Annotated in this window: 19 protein-coding genes and 1 riboswitch; of the genes, 8 read left to right on the top strand and 11 right to left on the bottom strand. The window is 40.5% G+C overall.

The features are described from left to right. Positions 1-82: 82 nt before the first annotated feature. Together N6B01_RS09780 and N6B01_RS09785 are read right to left on the bottom strand one after the other, a co-directional pair. A complete protein-coding gene (locus tag N6B01_RS09780; RefSeq protein ID WP_262078523.1) occupies positions 83-1030 on the bottom strand; it encodes a site-specific tyrosine recombinase XerD in 948 nt (315 codons plus the stop codon). Positions 1031-1045: 15 nt separating this feature from the next. After that, the gene (locus tag N6B01_RS09785; RefSeq protein WP_262078524.1) at positions 1046-1270 is read right to left on the bottom strand and encodes a hypothetical protein; all 225 of its coding nucleotides are present in this window, start codon (positions 1268-1270) and stop codon (positions 1046-1048) included. A gap of 240 nt (positions 1271-1510) precedes the next feature. Between N6B01_RS09785 and aroB the strand changes: the two genes are divergently transcribed. The 3 genes from aroB to N6B01_RS09800 all read left to right on the top strand — a co-directional run bounded on the left by aroB (position 1511) and on the right by N6B01_RS09800 (position 4565). Next, on the top strand, positions 1511-2623 hold the full coding sequence (aroB, locus tag N6B01_RS09790; protein WP_262078525.1) for a 3-dehydroquinate synthase: 1113 nt from the start codon (positions 1511-1513) through the stop codon (positions 2621-2623). Positions 2624-3126: 503 nt separating this feature from the next. Beyond that, positions 3127-3726 carry a LysE/ArgO family amino acid transporter gene (locus N6B01_RS09795; RefSeq protein ID WP_262078526.1) on the top strand — a complete coding sequence of 200 codons (600 nt, stop codon included), beginning with the start codon at positions 3127-3129 and terminating at the stop codon, positions 3724-3726. A 116-nt stretch (positions 3727-3842) separates the two neighbouring features. Continuing rightward, positions 3843-4565 (top strand): hypothetical protein, encoded by a 723-nt coding sequence (locus N6B01_RS09800; protein WP_262078527.1) that lies wholly within the window; start codon positions 3843-3845, stop codon positions 4563-4565. Between the two features lie 68 nt (positions 4566-4633). Here N6B01_RS09800 and N6B01_RS09805 read toward each other — a convergent pair whose 3' ends face one another. After that, positions 4634-5749, bottom strand: a complete 1116-nt coding sequence (locus N6B01_RS09805) for a M20 aminoacylase family protein (protein ID WP_262080636.1) — start codon at positions 5747-5749, stop codon at positions 4634-4636. A gap of 252 nt (positions 5750-6001) precedes the next feature. Then, positions 6002-7291 (bottom strand): MFS transporter, encoded by a 1290-nt coding sequence (locus N6B01_RS09810; RefSeq protein WP_262078529.1) that lies wholly within the window; start codon positions 7289-7291, stop codon positions 6002-6004. 155 nt (positions 7292-7446) lie between these two features. Here N6B01_RS09810 and N6B01_RS09815 point away from each other — a divergent pair, with 155 nt between their 5' ends. Continuing rightward, a complete protein-coding gene (locus N6B01_RS09815) occupies positions 7447-8355 on the top strand; it encodes a LysR family transcriptional regulator (protein ID WP_182417588.1) in 909 nt (302 codons plus the stop codon). 54 nt (positions 8356-8409) lie between these two features. Here N6B01_RS09815 and N6B01_RS09820 read toward each other — a convergent pair whose 3' ends face one another. After that, positions 8410-8583 (bottom strand): hypothetical protein, encoded by a 174-nt coding sequence (locus N6B01_RS09820; protein WP_182417589.1) that lies wholly within the window; start codon positions 8581-8583, stop codon positions 8410-8412. 301 nt (positions 8584-8884) lie between these two features. Continuing rightward, positions 8885-8972, top strand: a riboswitch (glycine riboswitch). Positions 8973-9167: 195 nt separating this feature from the next. Between N6B01_RS09820 and gcvT the strand changes: the two genes are divergently transcribed. Genes gcvT through gcvP form a run of 3 tightly spaced genes read left to right on the top strand, consistent with a single transcriptional unit; the run spans position 9168 to position 13452 of the window. Beyond that, on the top strand, positions 9168-10274 hold the full coding sequence (gcvT, locus tag N6B01_RS09825) for a glycine cleavage system aminomethyltransferase GcvT (protein ID WP_262078530.1): 1107 nt from the start codon (positions 9168-9170) through the stop codon (positions 10272-10274). Between the two features lie 4 nt (positions 10275-10278). Next, positions 10279-10647 (top strand): glycine cleavage system protein GcvH, encoded by a 369-nt coding sequence (gcvH, locus tag N6B01_RS09830; protein ID WP_262078532.1) that lies wholly within the window; start codon positions 10279-10281, stop codon positions 10645-10647. 9 nt (positions 10648-10656) lie between these two features. After that, positions 10657-13452: an aminomethyl-transferring glycine dehydrogenase gene (gcvP, locus tag N6B01_RS09835; protein ID WP_262078533.1), complete on the top strand. Its 2796-nt coding sequence runs from the start codon at positions 10657-10659 to the stop codon at positions 13450-13452. Positions 13453-13537: 85 nt separating this feature from the next. Here gcvP and N6B01_RS09840 read toward each other — a convergent pair whose 3' ends face one another. From N6B01_RS09840 to N6B01_RS09865, 6 genes are all read right to left on the bottom strand, one after another. Next, positions 13538-13837, bottom strand: a complete 300-nt coding sequence (locus N6B01_RS09840) for a DUF7660 family protein (protein WP_262078534.1) — start codon at positions 13835-13837, stop codon at positions 13538-13540. A gap of 43 nt (positions 13838-13880) precedes the next feature. After that, entirely contained in the window at positions 13881-14423 is a 543-nt protein-coding gene (locus tag N6B01_RS09845; RefSeq protein WP_262078536.1) for a TetR/AcrR family transcriptional regulator, read from the bottom strand. 111 nt (positions 14424-14534) lie between these two features. Next, positions 14535-15212: a class I SAM-dependent methyltransferase gene (locus N6B01_RS09850; protein ID WP_262078538.1), complete on the bottom strand. Its 678-nt coding sequence runs from the start codon at positions 15210-15212 to the stop codon at positions 14535-14537. Then, positions 15193-16401, bottom strand: coding sequence for an MFS transporter (locus N6B01_RS09855; RefSeq protein WP_262078540.1), 1209 nt, complete (start codon positions 16399-16401; stop codon positions 15193-15195). Before N6B01_RS09855 ends, N6B01_RS09850 begins: the two co-directional genes overlap by 20 nt. Beyond that, the gene (locus N6B01_RS09860) at positions 16401-18509 is read right to left on the bottom strand and encodes a TonB-dependent receptor (RefSeq protein ID WP_262078542.1); all 2109 of its coding nucleotides are present in this window, start codon (positions 18507-18509) and stop codon (positions 16401-16403) included. Before N6B01_RS09860 ends, N6B01_RS09855 begins: the two co-directional genes overlap by 1 nt. A gap of 755 nt (positions 18510-19264) precedes the next feature. Continuing rightward, positions 19265-20290, bottom strand: a complete 1026-nt coding sequence (locus tag N6B01_RS09865) for a TerC/Alx family metal homeostasis membrane protein (RefSeq protein ID WP_182417598.1) — start codon at positions 20288-20290, stop codon at positions 19265-19267. Positions 20291-20787: 497 nt separating this feature from the next. On the opposite strand from N6B01_RS09865, the gene N6B01_RS09870 reads away from it, so the two are divergent. Continuing rightward, positions 20788-21687: a hypothetical protein gene (locus N6B01_RS09870; RefSeq protein ID WP_262078543.1), complete on the top strand. Its 900-nt coding sequence runs from the start codon at positions 20788-20790 to the stop codon at positions 21685-21687. Positions 21688-21787 lie beyond the last annotated feature (100 nt).

A 21787-nucleotide genomic window follows, 5' to 3' on the forward strand; every position in this document is an offset into this window, starting at 1 on the left:
TGGGACAATTTTACTTTCTTTAACAATGATTGCGCTTAAAAGAAAACAAAAAAACGCCCTTTCCATGGCAAATTTTATTTTTTTACCCTTTATTAGCATTTTCAGCAAGGGGATGAAAGCTATTGACCAGCTTTTGCAGCCTTTCTTCTAACACATGGGTATAAATCTGCGTAGTCGAAATATCGGCATGACCTAATAATTGTTGTACGGCGCGTAAATCTGCACCATTTTGCAATAGATGGCTTGCAAAAGCATGGCGCAATACATGAGGCGATAATTTTTCAGCGTCAATTTGCGCGCGGCTAGCAAGTGCTTTTAACTCACGCGCCACCACTTGCCGCGCAATGTAGCCACTATCTGACTGCGCAGGAAATAGAAAAGGGCTTTTATCTGAGGCTTTATTTTTCCTTATTAAAAGCCACGTTTCGACCGCTTGGCGAGCTTTATTGGAAAGCGGCACAAGTCGTTCTTTTGCACCTTTACCTTTGACAAGAATAAATTGCGGATTTCCCTCTACTGCCCTCAAGGTAAGGCTTATGAGTTCTGATATGCGAAGTCCACTTGCATAAAGCATCTCGATTAAAACATATAACCGATAGTTACGATAACGCGCCACATCGCTCAGATCACTCAAATTTGCTTCACTCTCTGCAAAATCAAGTAACAATCCAACTTCTGCTTCACTCATGATCTTCGGCAAAGTTTTAGCTTTGCTTGGGGCATCAATTTGGGCGGTAGGATCGTCTTGCCGGACATTTTCAGCATAAAGAAATTGATAAAATTGCCGCAAAGTCGAGAGGCGACGCGCTTGCGAGCTTTGGCTAAAACCTTCCACCGCCATGCTTTGCAAGATTTTTTCAATATCGCTTTCCATAGCATTGGATAATTGTTTATTAGTTTTAGCAAGCAATTCATCAGCCCATTCAAGATCACGATTATAGGCTTCAAGCGTATTGTCGGCAGCGCCGCGCTCCGCACTCATCATTTCTAAAAAGCGATCAATCAACCGCGAAGATTGCTTAGTTGCCATAATGCTACCCAATTCTTATTGTGAAGGCTCATTAAGGCGATCTGCATCTAATGCTTGCTCATCTTGTACTGGCTCTACCGGTTGTATAGGCCATGCCCGCAAATTTAGCTTGTCATTTGGTATTGTAATCGTCAGCTCTGCAGTTTTAGGCTTTACCATATAGGCCAGTGCATAAATTGCACCGCAAAACAATGCGGCAATTGTCAAAAGAATCAAAAAAATGCGGCGTATGGTTGGCATGCTAACCTTTATTAGAACTAGAATGAATATTTGCATCTTTCCTACGGGAAAGGTTCTAAAACGCATTATTGATTTAAATTGTTGTTTATTTGCTAACGGCAGCAATTTTATTGAATAAATATCATCAATGTCACTCATTTTAACAAATATCATTAAACTCAACGAAAATCAGAAGCTTCACAGAGCAGGCGAATTGTTTTAAGGTTAGAATAATTTTGATTTGACTGTTGGAGATAAGAGATGAGCACCACCGTTAGAGTTAATTTGGATGAACGTAGCTACGATATTTTGATCGGCTCTAATCTTCTTAATTCTTGCGGTGCACTGATTGCATCTCGCTTTAAAGGCGTTAGAACAGCCATTGTAACCGATAGTAATGTGGCTCAATTCCATCTAAAAACGGTAGAAGAAAGCTTAAAGCAGGCTGGCATTGACAATACATCAATCATTGTTGATGCGGGAGAAAAATCAAAATCCTTTCCTGTCTTGGAAAGAGTCGTAAGTGATATTCTCGATGCAAGATTAGAGCGTGGTGATATGGTTTTAGCGCTTGGCGGCGGCGTTGTTGGTGATTTAACTGGTTTTGCCGCCGGCATTGTTCGCCGTGGTATGGGCTTTATCCAATTGCCAACTTCGCTTTTGGCGCAGGTTGATTCTTCAGTCGGTGGTAAAACTGGCATTAACACAGCACATGGAAAAAACTTGGTTGGCGTCTTTTATCAACCAGAACTCGTGCTTGCCGACACCGAGGCGCTTGACACATTAAGTAAGCGCGAGTTTCGTGCCGGCTATGCGGAAGTTGCTAAATATGGGCTTATTAACCAACCAGATTTTTTTGAATGGCTTGAAAAAAATTGGCAGGGCGTATTTGCAGGCGGCGGCGAAAGGGTTAGTGCAATTGCCCGTTCATGCCAATCAAAGGCCGATGTTGTTGCCCGTGACGAACGCGAGTCGGGCGAGCGTGCTTTGCTTAATTTGGGCCATACATTTGGCCATGCTTTGGAAACTGCTACCCATTATGATAGTCGCCGCCTTGTTCACGGTGAAGGTGTGGCGATTGGCATGGTGCTTGCTCATGAATTTTCAGCAAAATTAAATCTTTGTGCGCCCGAAGTGGCTTTACGCGTGCGTGCGCACTTAAAAGAGGTTGGTCTGCCAACAGATCTTGGTGATGTGCCAGGCGGCTTGCCAAATGCTGAAACCTTAATGGGCTTTATCGCACAAGATAAAAAAGTTGAACGTGGCGCCTTAACATTTATCCTCACACGAGGGCTTGGCCAGTCTTTTGTGGCAAAAAATATCGCAACTTCTGATGTTTTAGCCTTTTTACAAGAAAAACTTGCCAAAATTTAACAATCGCTAGTTGATCCTTTAATCGTTATTGGTTAAGAGAAAGGCATCAATGTCCACGTAGCTCAGTAGGATAGAGCACAGGATTCCTAAAAATTGGGCGTTGCAGCTGGGAAACCCTGCAACGGATCTGCTCAAATTCGGGGAAAGCTTTATTGTTGCGATTTATCCAACAATATGCCAATCCCGAGCCAAGCTTTCAATATTTTAGCGCAAGCTATCAATTATTGAAAGAAGGTGTAGAGACTGGACGGGCAGCACCTAAAGGTTAAATGTAATGTTTACCAATGGTGAAGGGACAGTCCAGACCACAAACATAGATGATCCATCTATGGCGATGAAAATCGTAGTGGTATGAATCCTGGGGTCGGGGGTTCGAATCCCTTCGTGGACACCATAACCTCTTTTTATTATGCAACTTATTGTTTTTACTTATTTTTTAAGTTTATGGCAAAAAAGAAAATAAAAGGTTAGGGCATAATTTAAATTTTCCTTATAGGCATTTGATGGACGCATTTTTTTATGGCCTTGCAAATGGGCTTAGCTTTTTAGTGGTGATTGGTGCGCAAAATGCCTTTATTTTGAAGCAAGGGCTAAAGCGCGAGCATGTTTTTATTTTGTGCTTAACCTGCGCCTTATCCGATGCTTTATTGATTGCCTTTGGTGTAACTGGCTTTCATATAGTTTTGCAAAGCCAACCTTGGATTGAACCTTTAATGCGGTGGGGTGGTGGTTTGTTTTTGCTGTGGTATGGCGGCAAAAGTGCGCTTGCCGCTTACCGAGCGAATGGAAATATGGAACTTGGCAGCACACAAAAAATATCCCTTACAAGTGCTGTTTTAACCTGCCTTGCTTTAACATGGCTTAATCCGCATGTTTATCTTGATACTGTGGTTTTGCTTGGCACGGTCTCTACTCAATTTACCCCTCATCAATATTTATTTGGGCTTGGTGCGGTGATGGGTTCATTTTTATTCTTTTTTTGTCTTGGGTTTGGCGCTCGTTTTTTAAGGCCAATTTTTAACAATTCTCGTTCATGGCAAATACTTGATAGCATTATTGCGCTTATCATGTGGGCTATCGCGATAAAGCTTTTATTTTTTTAAATTAAATGCTTGCCTATCGTTAAAAACATCATTTTTAAATTGATGAGATAGCGGAAAAATATGAGTTGGTTTAAAAAACTTTTTGCAAATAAAAATATTCAATCAGGTAAAAAAACGTGGCAAGTCGAGTACATACCCCATTGGGACAAACACCTGAAACAATACAGACATATTGGCAACATCGTTGGCATGAAATAATGGATCGCACCAATCCGGAGCCAAAAGATGAAGCCATGCCAATTCCTGATAATGTAAGTTCTGATAATCGTCTTAATTTTTTTACGGAATTTGCATTCACCGATCAATTGCCCCATGCTGCCATTGAAGAAATGATGTTGCTTTTGCCGCGTGGCGACGCAATATTTAAACGCTTTTTATCGTGGTGGAATGAACCTCTACATAAAATAAGCGAGCAGGAAGCCTCAAACTTTTTGCGCACACAGCTAAGTCTTGGCCAGAAGCTCGGCTTTGATGTAAGTTCTCCCGATCAACCGATTGAGATTATACGAGGGAGTGATGTCGAAATTTCCGAAGCATTTAAAAATTCCTATGATCCTTTTGATAACATAACCGATGAAACTTATCATCGAATATTACAATCTAGCGGTGAATTTGGCAGGCTAGCCCATAGTTTTTTAAGTGAACCTCTTCATATGGCTGCAGGTTGTCATTACTCCATTGGTCATTGGATATGCCAACCATTACAAGCAAACGAAAGTGATATTGATATAACCGAAGCCCCCTATCGCCTCGCACGCGGTGGTTGGATGTGCGGACAAAGCCAAGATGGTATTTTTCTATATGATACACGCCTAGGACAACAAAGCAATAATGGCTAATTTAGAGCACATTCAAAGGCTCGTATGACTTTGACTGTGCTTTAAATTATACAGACTAAATAATCTATTTACTGCAAAAATTCCTCAACCAAATGCACCCAAAAGCTTGCACCAACTTCAATTATTTCATCATTGAAGTTATAGTGATCATTGTGTAAATTAGCGGAATTCCCATTGCCAATAAAGAGATAACAGCCGGGACATTGCTCCAACATATAAGCAAAATCTTCACTAAATGAAAATGGCTCATTTTGTTGGAAAAGCTTCTCTGGACCAAAATTTTTAACGGCAACCTTTTGCGCAAGTTGCGTTAATTTTTCATCATTATAAACCGAAGGCGTAACTGCGCGATATTCAACATCAATAGTTGCACCGTAAGCTGCCCCATAACCTTGCACCAGTTCTTTTATCCGCGTTTCAAGCAAGGCGCGAATATTGGCGTCGTAACTACGAACCGTTAACCGCAATTCTGCAGTTTCTGGAATAATGTTAAAAGCATCACCTGCAATAAAGCTACCAACTGTAATAACTGCGGCATCATTGGGGGCAATATTACGAGAAATAATCGATTGGAGGCCAGAAACAATGGCGCTACCAATTAAAATTGGGTCAATGGCTTTTTGCGGTTGCGCACCATGCCCACTACGACCATGTATGGTAATTCGCACGCGATCTGAGCCAGCTGTTGCTATTGCGGGAATAAAGCAAAATTGCCCCAACGCTATACCAGGAACATTGTGATAGCCAAAAACAGCATCACAAGGAAATTTGGTAAATAGCCCCTCCTCAATCATTTTTTTAGCGCCGCCCAAACCTTCTTCGGCAGGTTGAAATATCAACCGAACAGTGCCCGAAAAATCTTTTCGTTCCGAAATACAGCGTGCGGCTGTAAGAAGTGTCGTCGTGTGCCCATCATGACCGCAAGCATGCATAACACCGTCATTCTTACTAGCATAAGCAAGGTCAGTATTTTCAACAATGGGTAAAGCATCCATATCAGCTCTAATTGCCAATATTTTTTTACCTGTCCCTTGCTGCAGCGTTGCAACGATTCCTGTGCCCGCTATACCTTCGACAACATCATAGCCCCAAGATTTTAGCTTTTCAGCAACGGTTTTTGAGGTTTGAGTTTCATAAAACCCTAATTCGGGGAGCTGATGTAGATGATGACGCAATTTTATCATTTCAGGCAAAAAATTGCTGATATGTTGGCGAATAGTATTTACAGGCGACGCCAATTTATTCTCCACTTATCTCATAATTTCAGCTACAGCCTATCAAATTGATGGCAATAAAATAACCAAAATTATCTCACTGTTAATGTAATTAATTTTATAGGTAAACTTATATTTATGATAAAAAATCTAACTAAAGATCTCATTGCATTTTATGAAAAGTCATTAGGGGGAACTTTATTGCCCCCTAATATTTATACCTTAAGCCTTAGAAGGTTTTGAGAAATTGGCGGCACAAAGTGCTATGATGCTCACCAATGCTGCAAACATAATATAATAAGCAATGGCGCGGTTATCACCGGTAAAGCCGATAAGTGCGGTAGAAATGACTGGCGAAAATCCACCAAAAATAGTAACCGCAATATTATAGGATAAAGAAATTCCTGATGATCTAAACGCTGTTGGGTATAATTCTGAAAGTGCAGCAGACGCTGGCGCTGTATAAAACACCATTAAAACTGCATAGAAAAATTGCTGCGCTATCAATACCCACACAGTTGGATAGGCTGATAATATCCAAAATGCTGGATAAGCACTTACAAAAATAGCAGCAGCCGCACCAATCATAATAGGTTTACGACCAATACGATCAGACCATGCACCGACGAATGGACAAAATAGCAATACAATACCAACAACAATCATACCAAGATAAGGCGAAGATAGCTCCATCTTTAAATTAGTAATCGCATAAGTTGGCATAAATGAGCTAGCTGTTTTACTTGTGACGGTCCAAATAATCACAATACCAATACCAATTAGTAGCGCTTTACCGTTGTTTTTTGCAAGCACTGCAAATGGGACATGTTCTTTTGGCCCTTTTGCATTCTGAGCTAAGAATTCTGGAGACTCATCAATCTGCTTTCTAATATAGAAGCCGACAGGCGCAACAAGCATACCAAATGCAAAAGCAACACGCCACCCCCAACTAGCTACCTGATCAGCATCTAAAAGAGATGTAATACTCCAACCAACAAGGCCAGCCACTAAAAAGGCGCCCGTTTGGCTAACTTGTTGCCAAGCAGCATATTGACCTCTTTTATGCTTTGGGGCAGTTTCAACGAGAATAGATAAGGCACTACCTATTTCCCCCCCCGCAGAAATCCCCTGAATAAGACGTGCAATCACAATAATGATCGGTGCAAAAATACCAATTTGTGCATAGGTTGGACAAAATGCGATAATTGCCATGCCTAGTGCCATTAGCAACATTGTTAATGAAAGGGCTGACTTACGTCCAACGCGATCAGAATAAGCACCTAATACAATAGCCCCTAAAGGACGTGTTACAAAACCAACTGCAAATGTAATAAAGGTTAAAAGCAGTGATACGACTTCATTTTCTGCTGGAAAAAACTGCTTTGAAATTACAAATGCGAATAAAGCATAAGCACCAAAATCATACCACTCCAATGCACCGCCCAAGACGGCAGCTGTAATGACTTTTCGTGATACAGCTTTATTTTCAGGTGCCTGCGAAACGTCTCCCATAACTTTACCTCCAATGATTGTTACGACAGAACTATCAAAAATCTTCAATTTTAAAGACTGTTAATTGATGATAAGAGTCATAACAAAAAAGTATGGGTAGATTTTCAAAGAATAATGTGAAATTGCATATTCTAAAATATTTTGTTGGTTCTTATATGATTGATGTGAAAAAAATTCGTTATTTTTCGGCGGTTGCCCAATATGGCAGCATTTCTGAAGCTGCGCGCCATCTTTTTATTGTGCAGCCAGCATTAAGCCGACAAATTGCCGAATTAGAATATTCTCTCGGCGTTAGCCTTTTTTTACGCCGGCAAAAAGGCATAGAATTAACTGCAGCAGGCGAGCAATTACTCAAAGACTGCACTTTTGTTCTACAAGCCCTTGACCAAGCAACAACCAATGTTAAGCGCATCGGCAATCAGCAAGAAACCCTCCATATTGGCAGTGCACCCAGCTATACATGGAACCCATTTTTTATTGAGCTCATAAAAGAATTTCAGGAAGAACACCCGGGAATTAAGCTTATTTTAGAACCGACCCTTGCTATTGGCCAAACAGAACGGTTACAACTTGGAACTCTTGATGCTGGATTTATGGCCTGGCGGCAAAAGGCCGATACTACCAAAGCAGCAATACCAGCTATGCGCTGTCACCTACTCATTGCTTGCAGCAAAGACAGTCCTTTGAACCAAATGTCAAGAACCAGTTTAAAGCAGCTAGAAAATGAACCTTGCTTATTTTTTCCACGCGAGATGTCGCCAGAATTTTATGATTTTACTTTGACCGAATGTCGCAAAGCCAAGTTTAAACCCAATATAGTTGAAGCAGCTACTGATTTTAATTCGTGCCTTGGTCTTGCTTCAAGTGGACTTGGCTATACAATTATATCAAGTGCATCACGCTATAATTGTCCTTCAAACATCAATTTGATAAAGCATAAAATGTTTAAAGGTAGTTATGATTTAGAATTTGTATACCGCATCCCTGTGGTAAAAGAGGCCTTACAACAACTCATTGATTTTTCAAGAAAAAAGTTGCAGCCCATATACCAAATAAAACTATAAAAATAGCAAATAATAACTCATTAAGAACGATTACCCTAAAGCTTTAATCTGCATTTACTTACGATGCAATAAGGTTGGCAATCCCCAAATAATCAGTGCAACAATAATCATTAATATTAAAGCTGTTGCCATGCGGATAAAATCAAAATTAACCGCATCGCTTGGGAAAAAGAAACTAGCCACAGTCCCAGCAAAATCTAATATTATTTGAGCAAGTTCACGTAACATGGCCACCTCCATCATATTTAAATTATAATACGCCTTTTAAATCATTCTAACAAGATGTTAAATTAGCATCGAATATCAAAGAAAAGTCTGCAAAGTTGATTGAATCGCAACAATTTTACCAAGCCTCATCTTATTCAATTAGCTTATTTGTAAAAGAATAGCTTACCTCTTTCGATTTTTAAAACCATTTTGTAATTATTATAATTAAGTTGGGGCAATCTGTCTTATTTACACAATTAGCCTCTAGAAATGTTTTAAAAGATATGCCATCCTCATCGTTAAGCAGGAAAAAGCATTTTTCCATCTTGCTGCGGGAGAGAATTTTTCAATAAATCGCCGAAGGGGAAAACCGCCCGTAATCTCTCAGGCAAAAGGACCGCAGCTAAGATAAAGCAACTCTGGAAAGTCGGGGGAAGCCCCGCGCCGAAGGTGTAAGTGGATTCTTCCACGAGTCTCTCAGGCTTTCGACAGAAGGGCACAATAGTAATCTGCCTATCATGAAGATAGCGCGGATATTGTGTTTTGGTATGCGGGCAAGAAGATAAAAACTCTTTCCCAAATGCTAGCCTTTTATGGGAGAGATTATGGGTGACATCGATAGCAATCTAAAAGAATTACCCCTCAAAGCCATGCATGAAGCAGCAGGTGCAAAATTTGGTGGCTTTGCCGGTTGGCATATGCCAATTACCTATCCGCTTGGGGTGATGAAAGAACATTTGCATACGCGATCAGCAGTTGGTCTTTTTGATATTTCACATATGAAGCTTATTTTGGTTGAGGGGACGGACGCAGCCCGTTTTTTAAATCATGCAGTACCACTTGATGCAGATGCGCTTAAGCTTGGCCAGTCGCGCTATAATTATCTTTTAAATGATAAGGCTGGCATTCTTGATGATCTTATCATCACACGCCTTGGTGACACGCGCTTTATAGTGGTTGCCAATGCTGGTAACGCCGATGCAGATATTGCAGAATTGCAAAAACGTCAAAGTGGTTTTAATTGCACAATTACTCCGCTTGACCGCGTATTCCTAGCATTGCAGGGACCGCAAGCAGCTAATGTTATGAATGATTTGGGCTTGCCTGGTACAGATCTTACTTTCATGCATGGTTTGTTAACCGATAATAATTGGTTCATTACCCGCTCTGGTTATACGGGTGAAGATGGTTTTGAACTTGCTATACCGCTTGACGACGCAAAAGCTATTGCTGAAAAACTGATTAATGATCCACGCGTTGAGTGGATTGGCCTTGCTGCACGCGATAGTTTACGACTTGAAGCAGGTCTTTGCTTGCATGGACAAGATATTACCCCCGAGCTAAATCCAATTGAAGCCGCTATCACTTGGGCGGTTACCAAAGCTGTGCGCGAAAAGGCTGATTTCATCGGTGCTAAGGCATTTCTTGAGCTTCTTGCCCAAGGTCCTGCCAAAAAACGCGTTGGCCTTGCACCACAAAGCCGCCAACCAGTACGCGCCGGCGCCGAACTTTTTGAGCAAGATGGGACAAAAATTGGCATTGTGACTTCTGGTGGCTTTGGCCCATCTTTTGATGCCCCCGTTGCAATGGGTTATGTACCAACGCAGTTTGCCACTATTGGCACAGAAATTTATACCGATGTTCGGGGTAAAAAAATCCCTGTCCTCGTTCATGCCCTTCCCTTTGTTCCGCAAAATTACTTTAAAGGATAAATCAATGTCTACACTTTATTATACCGAAGATCACGAATGGATGAGCGTAGAAGGCGATATCGCTACTGTGGGCATTACCATCCATGCACAAGAGCAATTGGGTGATCTTGTTTTTGTTGAATTGCCAGATGTTGGTAAAACTGTTGCCAAGGGCGATGCTATTGTGGTGGTTGAATCAGTTAAAGCTGCATCAGACGTTTATGCGCCTGTTGATGGAGAAGTGATTGAAATCAACGAAGCTCTTTCCAGTGATCCATCGCTTGTCAATCAAAGTGCTGAAGATGCAGGCTGGTTATGGCGCATGAAACTGAGTGATAAAAGCCAACTTGATAGCCTGCTTGATAAAGCTGCCTATGACGCATTGGTCGGCTAGAGGTGATGTATGAGTGAACATTTATTTAAAGATCGCCATATAGGGCCAGACGCCAATGATGTCAGCACCATGCTTGATGTGCTTGGTCTTGATAATTTAGACCAACTGGTAGAGGAGGCAGTGCCGGCCTCTATCCGTCTAAAAGGTTTGCTGGATTTGCCCAAGGCAGCAAGCGAAGCGGAAGCATTAAATGAATTGCAAGGCATTATGGAACAAAATGCCTTGCATAAAAGCTTTATTGGTCAAGGTTATCACGGCACATTTGTGCCACCTGTTATCTTGCGAAATTTATTTGAAAATCCGGCATGGTATACTGCCTACACGCCATATCAAGCTGAAATTAGTCAAGGCCGCCTTGAACTTTTGTTCAACTTTCAAACCTTGGTAGCAGAATTAACTGGCTTACCGATTGCTGCCGCATCATTGCTTGATGAAGCAACCGCACTAGCCGAAGCAAACGCTCTTGCTATCCGTTCCTTTAAAGATAATCGCGAAAAAATTGTAGTTTGTGGTGATTTACATCCGCAAACCCTTGATGTTGCCAAGACCCGCGCTATCACTCAAGGCTATAGCGTTGAAGAAAACGGCACAATTGATGAAAAAACCGCGGCAATTATTGTGCCTTGGCCTGATACTTATGGCGTTTTCAACGATTATTCCGTTGTTATTCGCCAAGCAAAGGCAGCAGGCGCACGTGTTATCACCGTTGCTGACCCACTTGCCCTTACGCTACTTGCTTCCCCTGCAAGTTGGGGCGCGGATATTGCCGTTGGCTCCATGCAGCGTTTTGGCGTTCCTATGGGCTTTGGCGGCCCACATGCTGGTTATCTTGCTGTAGCGAGTGACTTAACCCGTATTATCCCTGGGCGTATTGTTGGTCAATCAATTGATACCAAGGGGCGTGTTGGCTTCCGTCTTGCTTTGCAAACACGCGAGCAGCATATTCGCCGTGACAAAGCCACATCTAATATTTGTACGGCGCAAGCATTGCTTGCTAATATGGCAGCATCTTATGCGATTTGGCATGGCCCTAAGGGTTTACAAGCCATTGCTAAGCGTATTCATGAGCTTGCAGCCCGCTTTAAAGCTGCGCTTAACGGCGTTAATATTGAAACTTTAGGCGAATATTTCTTTGATTGCGTCACCGTAAAAGTCAAAGGTGAAGCGGAAGAAATCGCCTTTGCCGCTCGCGAAAAAGGCTATTTACTGCGCATTATTGATGGCGATCATTTGTCGATTAATTTTGATGAAGTGTCAACCGAGGATGATCTTTACGCCCTTTGCCAATTATTTGGTGCCAAGGTTGGTGAAGCCATTGAAAGTCAATTGCCGGAAGCAAAGCGTTTTGGTCCTTTCATGACGCAACCAGCCTTTCATGGTGTAAAATCTGAAACAGACATGATGCGTTATTTACGCCGCTTGGCCGATAAGGATCTTGCCCTTGACCGCGCAATGATTCCACTTGGCTCTTGTACCATGAAGCTTAATGCGGCAGCAGAAATGTTACCAGTAAGTTGGCCAAAAGTTGCCAATATTCATCCTTTCGCACCGCAAAGTGATACGGTTGGCTATCGCCAAATGATTAAGCAGCTTGAAGATTATTTAAGCGCAATTACCGGCTTTCCCGGCGTATCCGTTCAGCCAAATTCTGGTGCGCAAGGCGAATATGCTGGTCTTTTAGCCATTCGCCGTTATCATGAATCACGCGGCGATCATAATCGCAATATCTGCCTCATTCCAGCATCGGCCCATGGTACCAACCCAGCCTCTGCCCATATGGCAGGCATGGATGTGGTTGTGGTCAAGTGCCTCAATGATGGTGACGTCGATATTGATGATCTGCGCTTCAAGGCAGAACAATATAGCGAAAAGCTTGGTGCCTTGATGATTACCTATCCATCAACCCATGGCGTTTATGAAGAAGGCATTGTCGAAATTTGCGACATTATTCATAAAAATGGTGGTCAGGTTTATTTTGATGGGGCTAATCTTAATGCATTGGTTGGGCTTGCTCGCCCAGCGGATGTTGGCGCCGATGTTTGCCATATGAATTTGCATAAAACCTTTGCAATTCCTCATGGCGGCGGTGGCCCAGGTGTTGGCCCCATTGGAGTCGCAAATCACTTGAAGCCATTTTTACCCGGTCATGAAGAGTTTGGCAGTGATTATGCGGTATCTAGTGCGCCTTTTGGCAGTGCGTCGATTTTGGTGATTACTTGGATGTATATTCGCATGATGGGGCCGGATGGTTTGCGTGATGCAACCAAGGTTGCCATTTTAAACGCCAATTACATCGCAACACGAGTAAGCAGCGCCTATCCTATCCTTTATAAGGGTAAAAAGGGTCGTGTTGCCCATGAATGTATTGTTGATACACGGGTATTAAAAGATCAATATGGCATCACCGTTGATGATGTTGCCAAGCGGTTAATTGATTATGGCTTCCATGCTCCAACCATGTCATTTCCCGTTGCTGGCACATTGATGATTGAACCAACCGAGTCTGAACCAAAGGGCGAAATTGATCGTCTTTGTGATGCATTGATTGCCATTGCTGGTGAAGCGAAAAAGGTTGGTGAAGGCGTTTGGCCAAAGGATGATAATCCACTCTTCAATGCGCCGCATGCCTTAGCTGAAACTTTGGACGATAATTGGGCGCATGCCTATAGCCGCAAAATTGCTGCTTTCCCTGATGAAAACCGCGATCCAACCCAAAAATATTGGCCTCCGGTTTCACGCATTGATAATGTGGCAGGTGACCGCAATCTCATTTGCTCTTGCCCACCGCTTAGCAATTATAGCTAAAATTTAAAAGGCTGGTGTAACAACCAGCCTTTTTATTGAAACCTGCGTTAGCTTTAATGGCTCATGGTTAAGCCACTGCTATCTGCTACTCGTAACCTTTGCCGGCAACAATAAACTGATAAAATCTTTGCCAATCAATATCATCAATATTTTTAATGACATTTTGTGGAAAAACCGCATTTTCTTCCGTCAATTGAGCCATATCTTCAATATAGCGCGCTATCGCATGCAAAAAGCTTTGCACATCAAAATTAACCCAATCATTTGCCTTATCAGCCCATGCATTGGTTTTTAACTTTTCGGCTAATTGCTCTTTAGCCAAAACAAACTCATCGCCTAATTCATATAATTTTTTACAAAAATCTTGGTGCGTTTTAATTTCCAAAGTTTAACACCTTATAAGCAGTTACAATCTAATAATTAAAAAATCACGTTTGTTGCAATTCAAGATTATGCGTCTTTGCCAATTTCACAATGCATTCTTCACAACCATGCTGTAATTCATCATCAACGAGAACACGCAACCCAATCCCCCGCAACTCATCAACAAAGCTTGCAATATCTTCATCACGATAATCGCCAATCACATGGTTAGCAATTAAACCATAAAGGCTTTCCATATGCTGTTTCATTGCAATGCGAAGATGCGGTTCATAATTAATTTCAAGCAAAATCGTTAGAAAAAAACGCATCCGCTCACGATTGAAGAAAAAACTGCTTAAAATTGCAATGATGTTCTTATTCCCATCATCAGAGTTTTGCTCTTGCCGTTGATGGGATGCATCGAGAAGCGCAAGAAAAAGATCCGATTTTTTGGGAAAGTAGTAAGTTAAGTGAGATTGGCGCAGACCAGCCTTTTTGACAATATAAGGTTGGGTTAATTGCCTTACGCCTTCGCTTTCAACAATATCCAAAGCAATATCAAGAATTTTTTGCTTTAGGTCGTTTTCTGGTGTTTTAAGCTTTGGCATTATGCTCTTTCTATCCGCATTCATAAGTTTTATTAAAATAAACGAGATTAAATCCTCGTCAACCATTTGCTAAAAACTAAAACAAACTAGCGCAATGAATTCCCCCTATTTTTATGATATTGCCTTAAAAGCAAGAGATAGATGGAAACAACAGGCTTGAAAAAACACCGACGGCTTAGTAAAAGCCGTTTCATGGAATAAATCTTCCATGTCCCCTTGCGAAAGGCGTACCCATTTGGTTTGGATCCGCTCCATAATGCTATTGACTGCATTTTTATCATGATGGCAAGCCAACCACATTGCTAACAGATCATCATTATCATCAAGCCTTGCGTCAAACATGATGAAATAGCCACCTGCGGTTAATTTGTTTGATAGTTTTTGCAAAAATGCTCTTTTCTCGGCCTGTGCTATAAAATGCAACACCAAAGAAAGGCTTATGGCATCAAAATTGCATTCCTCGCAATCATCAATCAAACCATGGATTAAAGTAACACGGTGGGCAAGGTTGGCAGCTTTTATCCGTTTTTGCGCCATATCAATCATACCCTTTGATGGATCTACCCCATAAAAATGAGCGTTTGGCAGCAATGGAGCTATCGCCAAGATTTCACTTCCTGTGCCGCAACCAACACTTAAAATACGCATCTGCTTTTCACTATTTTGCGCGGCATTGGCAATCTGCAAAAATTTTAGCCCCATAAGCGATAATGCAAGACTATAGCCGGGAATGAGCGTTTGAATACGGCGATCATAATCGAGTGCCGCACTATCTGGAAAAGCTGCCATTATAAAGCCCCCTTATTTTAATCACAATGAAAACAAAAACAAATAAAGCAAAAGTAAGCGCAAGGATGTTTGGCGCGATAGCGCAGAGTTGATAAAGCACTGCCCCGCCAAAAGGCCCAAGTGCCATGCCTAAACCTTGCGCTGCACTATTAAGCCCAGCTACTTTACCTTGCGCACCAAGATTTGTTATAAGGCCTAAAAAGGCAAGATTGCCGGGCAGTATCAAGCCAAGTGCAATACCCATAAATTGTAAGGCAATAATAAGTTGATAGGCTTGGTTAGCAATTGTTACCCCCACCATAGCAAAGCATAAAAGCAAAGCGCCGATAACAAGCAAATGAAATGCCCTACCCTTTAAAAACTTAACCCCCAATGTTTGGCTAAAGATCATTAGTAAAGAGGCACCAGTCATAGTTGCACCCGCAAGGCTAAGCGCATCACCACGCATCATCGCAAAGCTGTCTTCAAACCGCAAAGCCGTAATATGCTGCATAAAGCCAAAAATGGTGATGCAAAAAAATGTAATTAAAAATGCTGGATAGGCTTTTTGAAGATTAATAGCTGCCTTAGCAACACCGATATGATTGCCTCTGCCAAGGGATGACATTTTTAGCCAAAAATATATAATACCAAGACAAAGCAAAAAGCTTAAGAAAAGCAACCCCAATAAGGGCGCTTTACCCCCCAATATAAAGAGCAAAAAGGCACCAATAATCGCCCCAGAACCAAAGGCTGCCCCTAATAGGCCCATTGCTTGCGCCCGCATAGCAACCGAGGAATTATCAACCATCCAGGCTTGGGCAGCTGGTAAAATGCCGCCGGCCAACAAGGACTGCACAAGCCGTACACTTAAAAGTGCGGTAAAAAGCAGTGATATAGGCCACTTATTCATTAAGGCCGAAGCCATAATCATCATGATAATAATTGTACCACAAGCGGCCGCTAAAAAGCCGATAAGCAAAACTTTTTCGCGACCAAAACGATCACTGAAGAAGCCCCATATCGGAGCAGTGATGACGGCTAATAATGCTGCTATACCCAAAATTGCCCCTGTTTGTATAGGTAATAACCCCATATCGCGCCCTAGTGAAGGCAGCGCCAGCAAAAAGAATACTTGAATTGCCGCATTGCACATAAGTAAAAATAAAAGTGCAGCCGCCTTGCTAATAAATTTTTGTTCTTCCTCCATTAAAACTTCACTTTCATCCCAACAGAGAAACTGCGACCAATACCGGGAATGCCAGCGAAAACCGGTTGTGCCATTCTATTTTGGCCAGCCTGATAGGCTGAACTTACATAAGTTTTGTTAAAAATATTTTCGATATCACCAAATATTTCCCATGTTTCATTTTGCCAGCCAAGATTAAGATTAATTAGGCCATAAGCATCTAATTGGCGGCTATTAGCAGGATCGATCATACGTTTGCCTGTATAGCTATATTCTAATCGGGCAAATGCCTCACCTTGCGCAAAAAGGTTAAAGTCCCTTTTATATTCACCATAAATAAGCGTGCTAAGTTTAGGAGAATAAGGCACTTCATTCCCGCGAATAAGGCTATGACCACTGGTGATTTTTGTTTGCAATAGCGCAAGATTTAAGCCAAATTTTAAATTATCGGTTGGATGTATAACGGATTCCATTTCGCCGCCATAGCTATGCGTATTGGCATTTTCGACAAAAACACGACCAAAAAACGGGTTAAATGTAAAGAGTTGTTCATCTTTAGTGTCATTATAAAAAGCTACAGTGGAAATATCAAAAAATCCCGCAATATTTTTTGCTTTAATACCTGCTTCATACGTCCATGTTGTTGAATTTTTATAGGGAGAAAGCGGAACACCAAAAGCGGCAAATTGATTGTAAAACAAATAGCCGCCCGTTTTTTCCCCTCGTGCGAGCGATGAATAAATTATCGCATTGTCACTAATGTTAAATGTTAGCCCAGTGCGGCCGGTTAAAAACGTATCATTTTCTTTGCCGTGATCATAAAATTCTGACCTTGTAGCTTTACGCCCGATAAAACGACCATCAAAATCTTTGATTTCATTGGTAAGACGTAAACCCATTATCCAGTTTAAGCGCGAAAATATTTCTATTTTCGTTTCGCCAAAAACAGCTAGATGGGTTGTATTGGTAATTCCCTTATAGCCACCATTGGGCAAGGATTGACTAACTATATCCGTGGTTGATTGAAAGCGAGACCAAAGCGCCATTGTGCCAACTTGCCATTCAATATTATTATCGGTTAGCCCTTCTAAACGCATTTCATGGCTAGCTTGTAAATTATCTTCATTAATCCGCCTTACATTAACATCGGGTGCTTGAAACAAAAAACCTGGTAAATTGGTTTGGGCATTGCCAATAAAACCATCAATGATATCGGCTTTCATTTTGGTATCGTAATAATATAGACTGCTGATTGTCGTAAGATCGGCTGAGCCAATATTTTGCTCATATTTCGCCGATATATAAGCTGTTTGGGATTCGAGTTTTGGGCGTGGATTAAATGCATTGCGCGGATATTGCGGATTGTCTAACCATAAGCCAGTGGTTGGTCTTTGGCGATCTTTTTGCCAAGCGGTGTTTATGGTCAAAATGCCGGCATTTTCAGTCTCAAAAATAAGCTTGCCATTCAAAGTGCCATAAAAACGCGACCGCAAATTTCTTTCATTTGATGAAACAACATTGGGAGCCGACCAAGAAATATTGCGTATATCACCATCATAATCATAGATTTTTGCTGCAAATAGACCTCTTATTTGCTGATTAATACTGCCCTCAACCGATAACTCCGTTTGCTTTTGTCCGTAAGAGCCTATGGTTGCGCCCCATGATCGCACCAGATTACGTGATGGATCCTTGGTGGTTATATTGATAGCACCGGCTTGCGCATTAAGCCCGCCATTATTGCCTTGCGGGCCACGCAATACCTCAATTTTTTCAATATAGCCAAAGGGCATATCAAACATGCGAGCCGGCAGCGGAACACCATCGACATAATATTTCACCGATGGTGCAATCAAGGCTGATGAGGAACCAACCCCGCGCATATTGATGGTATTGGCAAAGGAAAGCCCAGAATCAGAAAAATTTAAATTTGGTACATGCTGAACTAGCGATTTGGTATCGGATATATGCGCTTTTTGTAATTCTTGATCATTAATGATGGTGCGTGCAAGCGGTTGGGTAAAATCCGAACCTTCAGCACTATCTGCTGATATGGTGATTGTCTCAAGTTCGCTTTCATTTTGATTTTGCGAACTTTCTTGCGCCAATCCAGATAAGGTGCTGGCCAAAACACTAGCCACTATTAGGCTATTTCGTATTGATAACCTCATCAAATTACTGCCACAAAATTTAAGAAATAACATCACATCTGATCCTTTGGTTGGCAGCCTACCAAATAACTATATAACATGATGCAATTGGTCAAGTATAATTATTTTTATAGGTTGCCTATATGATGTGGCGTTTTAAATCCCCAAACCAAGCCGCATAGTTCTTACCAATGCAAAAGACATAAAGAGGTGTGCAAATAGCTATAAGCATGGCAAAGATGATTAGGGTCAGGACCTATTAATTTAAATGAAATGGCACAATAAACAGCAAAAATATACAAGGAGGAAAGCGAAAAGTGGGTGGTATACCCATTTGAGCTTTATGACGCAGTAGATTACAGCTGTTTTTGTGTCCTTTCAGGATATGAGAAATTTTCGCGATAACTTTGTCGAAGCCCCTTGAAAATATTTATATTTCCTGCGGTTCTTCTCCTTGTTCTCACAAAAATTTCTTCATACCATTTCGTTCAAATTAATAGGTCCTGACCCTAAACATAACAGCCATTTAAACATTATAAGAAAGGACTTTAATTAGGTCTAAATTTTAATCAGGGCTTTTCAAAATAGCTTTTACCTATCGGATTATCAGCACATCATTTTTCTAAGATGCAACAATTGCGAGTAATAAAAAAGTGCCCATTTATGCAATGGGCACCTCAATCAAACATTTTATATTAATTGCGCTAGGATTTTAAAAATTTAGTTTTATTGCTTTATTCTTCTGACTTATCAGGAAAAATGATGCTAGCAATAATGCCCAAAGCAAGAACGCCCAACACAACATAAAGGCTCATACTTGCCGAAAGACTATAGCCGTGATGCCAAATATGGTCACTAGCGTTTAGTCCAAGCTTGATGGCAATGAAAAATAACAAAACAATAACTGCCTTTTCCAATTGCGACAGATATTTTTTGAGGGCTTCAAGAACAAAATAAAGCGTACGAAGTCCTAAAATAGCAAACATCATCGCACTATAGACAATAAGTGGCTCGCGGCTAACGGCAATAATAGCCGGCACAGAATCAAAGGCAAACATGACATCAGATAATTCGACAACGGCAACACATAGCATAAGCGGGGTAGCATATAGCATTGCTTTGGCACCACGACCAATTGTGATATCTTTATTTTCAGGCTTTTGTAATTCCGCATCGACTTCTTTTTGTGTCAAAAGAAAAGCATGCCCTGAAAGCTTAGGCCAAATAGGGAAGAAGCGTTTAACCAAACGATAGGCAAGATGCTGAGAATAATCTTCGATTTCATCTTCATCGCCATTACTTTTAAGCATCATAACAGCGGTCCAAGCAACGACCAAAGCAAATATTAACTCAACATAAGGCCCCAAACTCAATAAGCCGGTACCAATTGCGACAAATATTGCCCTAAAAACAATGGCCCCGATAATACCCCAATATAAAACTCTGTGCCTATAGCGATCAGGGATAGAGAACCAAGAAAAAATAGCCATCATGACAAACAAATTATCGACTGATAATACTTTTTCAAGGGCATAACCAGTAACAAATAGGCTGGCAACTTCAGCACCGTGATGAACATATAGGAAAGCCGCAAATGCCATTGCGACAATCACCCAAAACACCGACCAAAGCGCAGCACTTTTTAACGAAACCGCCTCATCCTTACGGTGCATAAATAAGTCTATAAAAATAGCACCTATAGACAGAATAAGAAAAACAATAACTGTCTCAGTTGGAAAACCAATATGTGTTGAGGGCATAATTAATCCTTAAGGGATATAAATAAGAAAAAACTTAACTAAGTTAATCTTAGTCGAAATTATCATTACGTTATGCTATAGTCTTTATTATGTCCAGTTTTTTATAAATGGAATAAATTACAATAAATTGATTTACTTTATAAAAACAATAGATTGATCAACAAAAAAGCTCTTAACCTAAGTTGCAAGATACAAATACAGCGATAATTATTAAAAAAACATTGATGCACCTATCAAAGATATATCAATGTGAAGATGATCCTATTCTTAAATGATGAATATGACAAAAAGAATAAACCACCTTTATTCTATAGACGGCTTGATGTAAATTTCAAATAAATATTTTCATAATAAAGATAAAGGCACATGGGTCTTATTATAATAACCTTGAGTTTTTGATGATATTTCGTATTACCGTTTATCAAAAAATTTAATTTGATCCATGAGCTAAAAATGTAAAAAATCACATGGTCTTTCGGTTCTTGTTAGGAAAAAATATGACAATGCTGTTTGAGAAAATTGATACTACTATTAGAAGAGGTAGTTCTTTTTTACGTGTGCAAATATCAACAATAGATAATGATTTGTACCAAAAAATACATGGTCGTTTTACCGAAATAGGTTATGAAAAATATCACTATTTAATTGATGAGTATAATTGTGATAGTATAGAATTGTGTCATTTAGAGAACCCGTTTATTAAAAATTATAAATCTGATATTAATTTAAATCTTATAAGTAATAAAGAAAATATAAGAGCCTTTTATCTTACTGGAGATGGAAGTTTCTCAAAGGATTTTGATGAAAAAATATTTCATGATTTTTTTAATGTAAAGGCATTTTATCCGAGTTTTAAATTCGGTAAAAATATGACGTCTTTTTTTCCCAATTTGGAGGCTCTTCATGTTTGGCCTTGGCGGTTTAATAAAATTAAAAATTTAGGGAATGCTTGGCCAAAATTAAGATATTTAGGGTTAAATGGCTTTAATGACGACTTACATATTTTTGAAGGACGTGATTTAAAGCGTATTTTTACGCAATCTTCAACCGTTTCGAATTTTGATAATCTTCTTATTTTCCCCAATTTAGAAGCTTTATCATTGACCTTTCCTCGTGGTGAAGGGGATGTCTCCAAATTATCCAATTTAAAATCACTGGTGGCGCTTAATATTGAAGGGGGAAAAAAATTTACGGGTTGGGAGGATTTTTATAGTACATCCCTAATTCAGCTTGAGGCTAGTTATTGCCCGCTCATCGATTTAAAGGCCCATTTTCCTAATCTTGAACGCTATGTTATTAATCATCGTGAAGATAACATTAAAATTAATCCTGTTAATAAACAAGTTCGTGGTAGCAATGAAATGGCTTACAAAGGGCTTACTTGGACTGCAAATTAGATATGAGATCCTTCCCCTAATATATCTTTGCAAAAAAGCGTATAAACTGCATATTATATTGCAAATATTCTTTTGTTATATAGATTTTTAAAGAAAATCA

This window comes from Bartonella sp. HY406 (genome assembly GCF_025449315.1).
Classification (GTDB): Bacteria; Pseudomonadota; Alphaproteobacteria; order Rhizobiales; family Rhizobiaceae; genus HY038.

Bases quoted from the DNA above. Each gene is read 5' to 3' on its own strand.
- N6B01_RS09865 (WP_182417598.1), bottom strand. From the start codon at position 20,290: ATGCCCTCAACACATATTGGTTTTCCAACTGAGACAGTTATTGTTTTT.
- N6B01_RS09785 (WP_262078524.1), bottom strand. From the start codon at position 1,270: ATGCCAACCATACGCCGCATTTTTTTGATTCTTTTGACAATTGCCGCA.
- N6B01_RS09820 (WP_182417589.1), bottom strand. From the start codon at position 8,583: ATGTTACGTGAACTTGCTCAAATAATATTAGATTTTGCTGGGACTGTG.
- N6B01_RS09815 (WP_182417588.1), top strand. From the start codon at position 7,447: ATGATTGATGTGAAAAAAATTCGTTATTTTTCGGCGGTTGCCCAATAT.
- gcvH (WP_262078532.1), top strand. From the start codon at position 10,279: ATGTCTACACTTTATTATACCGAAGATCACGAATGGATGAGCGTAGAA.
- N6B01_RS09805 (WP_262080636.1), bottom strand. From the start codon at position 5,749: ATGATAAAATTGCGTCATCATCTACATCAGCTCCCCGAATTAGGGTTT.
- gcvP (WP_262078533.1), top strand. From the start codon at position 10,657: ATGAGTGAACATTTATTTAAAGATCGCCATATAGGGCCAGACGCCAAT.
- N6B01_RS09855 (WP_262078540.1), bottom strand. From the start codon at position 16,401: ATGGAGGAAGAACAAAAATTTATTAGCAAGGCGGCTGCACTTTTATTT.
- N6B01_RS09780 (WP_262078523.1), bottom strand. From the start codon at position 1,030: ATGGCAACTAAGCAATCTTCGCGGTTGATTGATCGCTTTTTAGAAATG.
- N6B01_RS09795 (WP_262078526.1), top strand. From the start codon at position 3,127: ATGGACGCATTTTTTTATGGCCTTGCAAATGGGCTTAGCTTTTTAGTG.
- N6B01_RS09845 (WP_262078536.1), bottom strand. From the start codon at position 14,423: ATGCCAAAGCTTAAAACACCAGAAAACGACCTAAAGCAAAAAATTCTT.
- N6B01_RS09810 (WP_262078529.1), bottom strand. From the start codon at position 7,291: ATGGGAGACGTTTCGCAGGCACCTGAAAATAAAGCTGTATCACGAAAA.
- gcvT (WP_262078530.1), top strand. From the start codon at position 9,168: ATGGGTGACATCGATAGCAATCTAAAAGAATTACCCCTCAAAGCCATG.
- N6B01_RS09850 (WP_262078538.1), bottom strand. From the start codon at position 15,212: ATGGCAGCTTTTCCAGATAGTGCGGCACTCGATTATGATCGCCGTATT.
- aroB (WP_262078525.1), top strand. From the start codon at position 1,511: ATGAGCACCACCGTTAGAGTTAATTTGGATGAACGTAGCTACGATATT.
- N6B01_RS09870 (WP_262078543.1), top strand. From the start codon at position 20,788: ATGACAATGCTGTTTGAGAAAATTGATACTACTATTAGAAGAGGTAGT.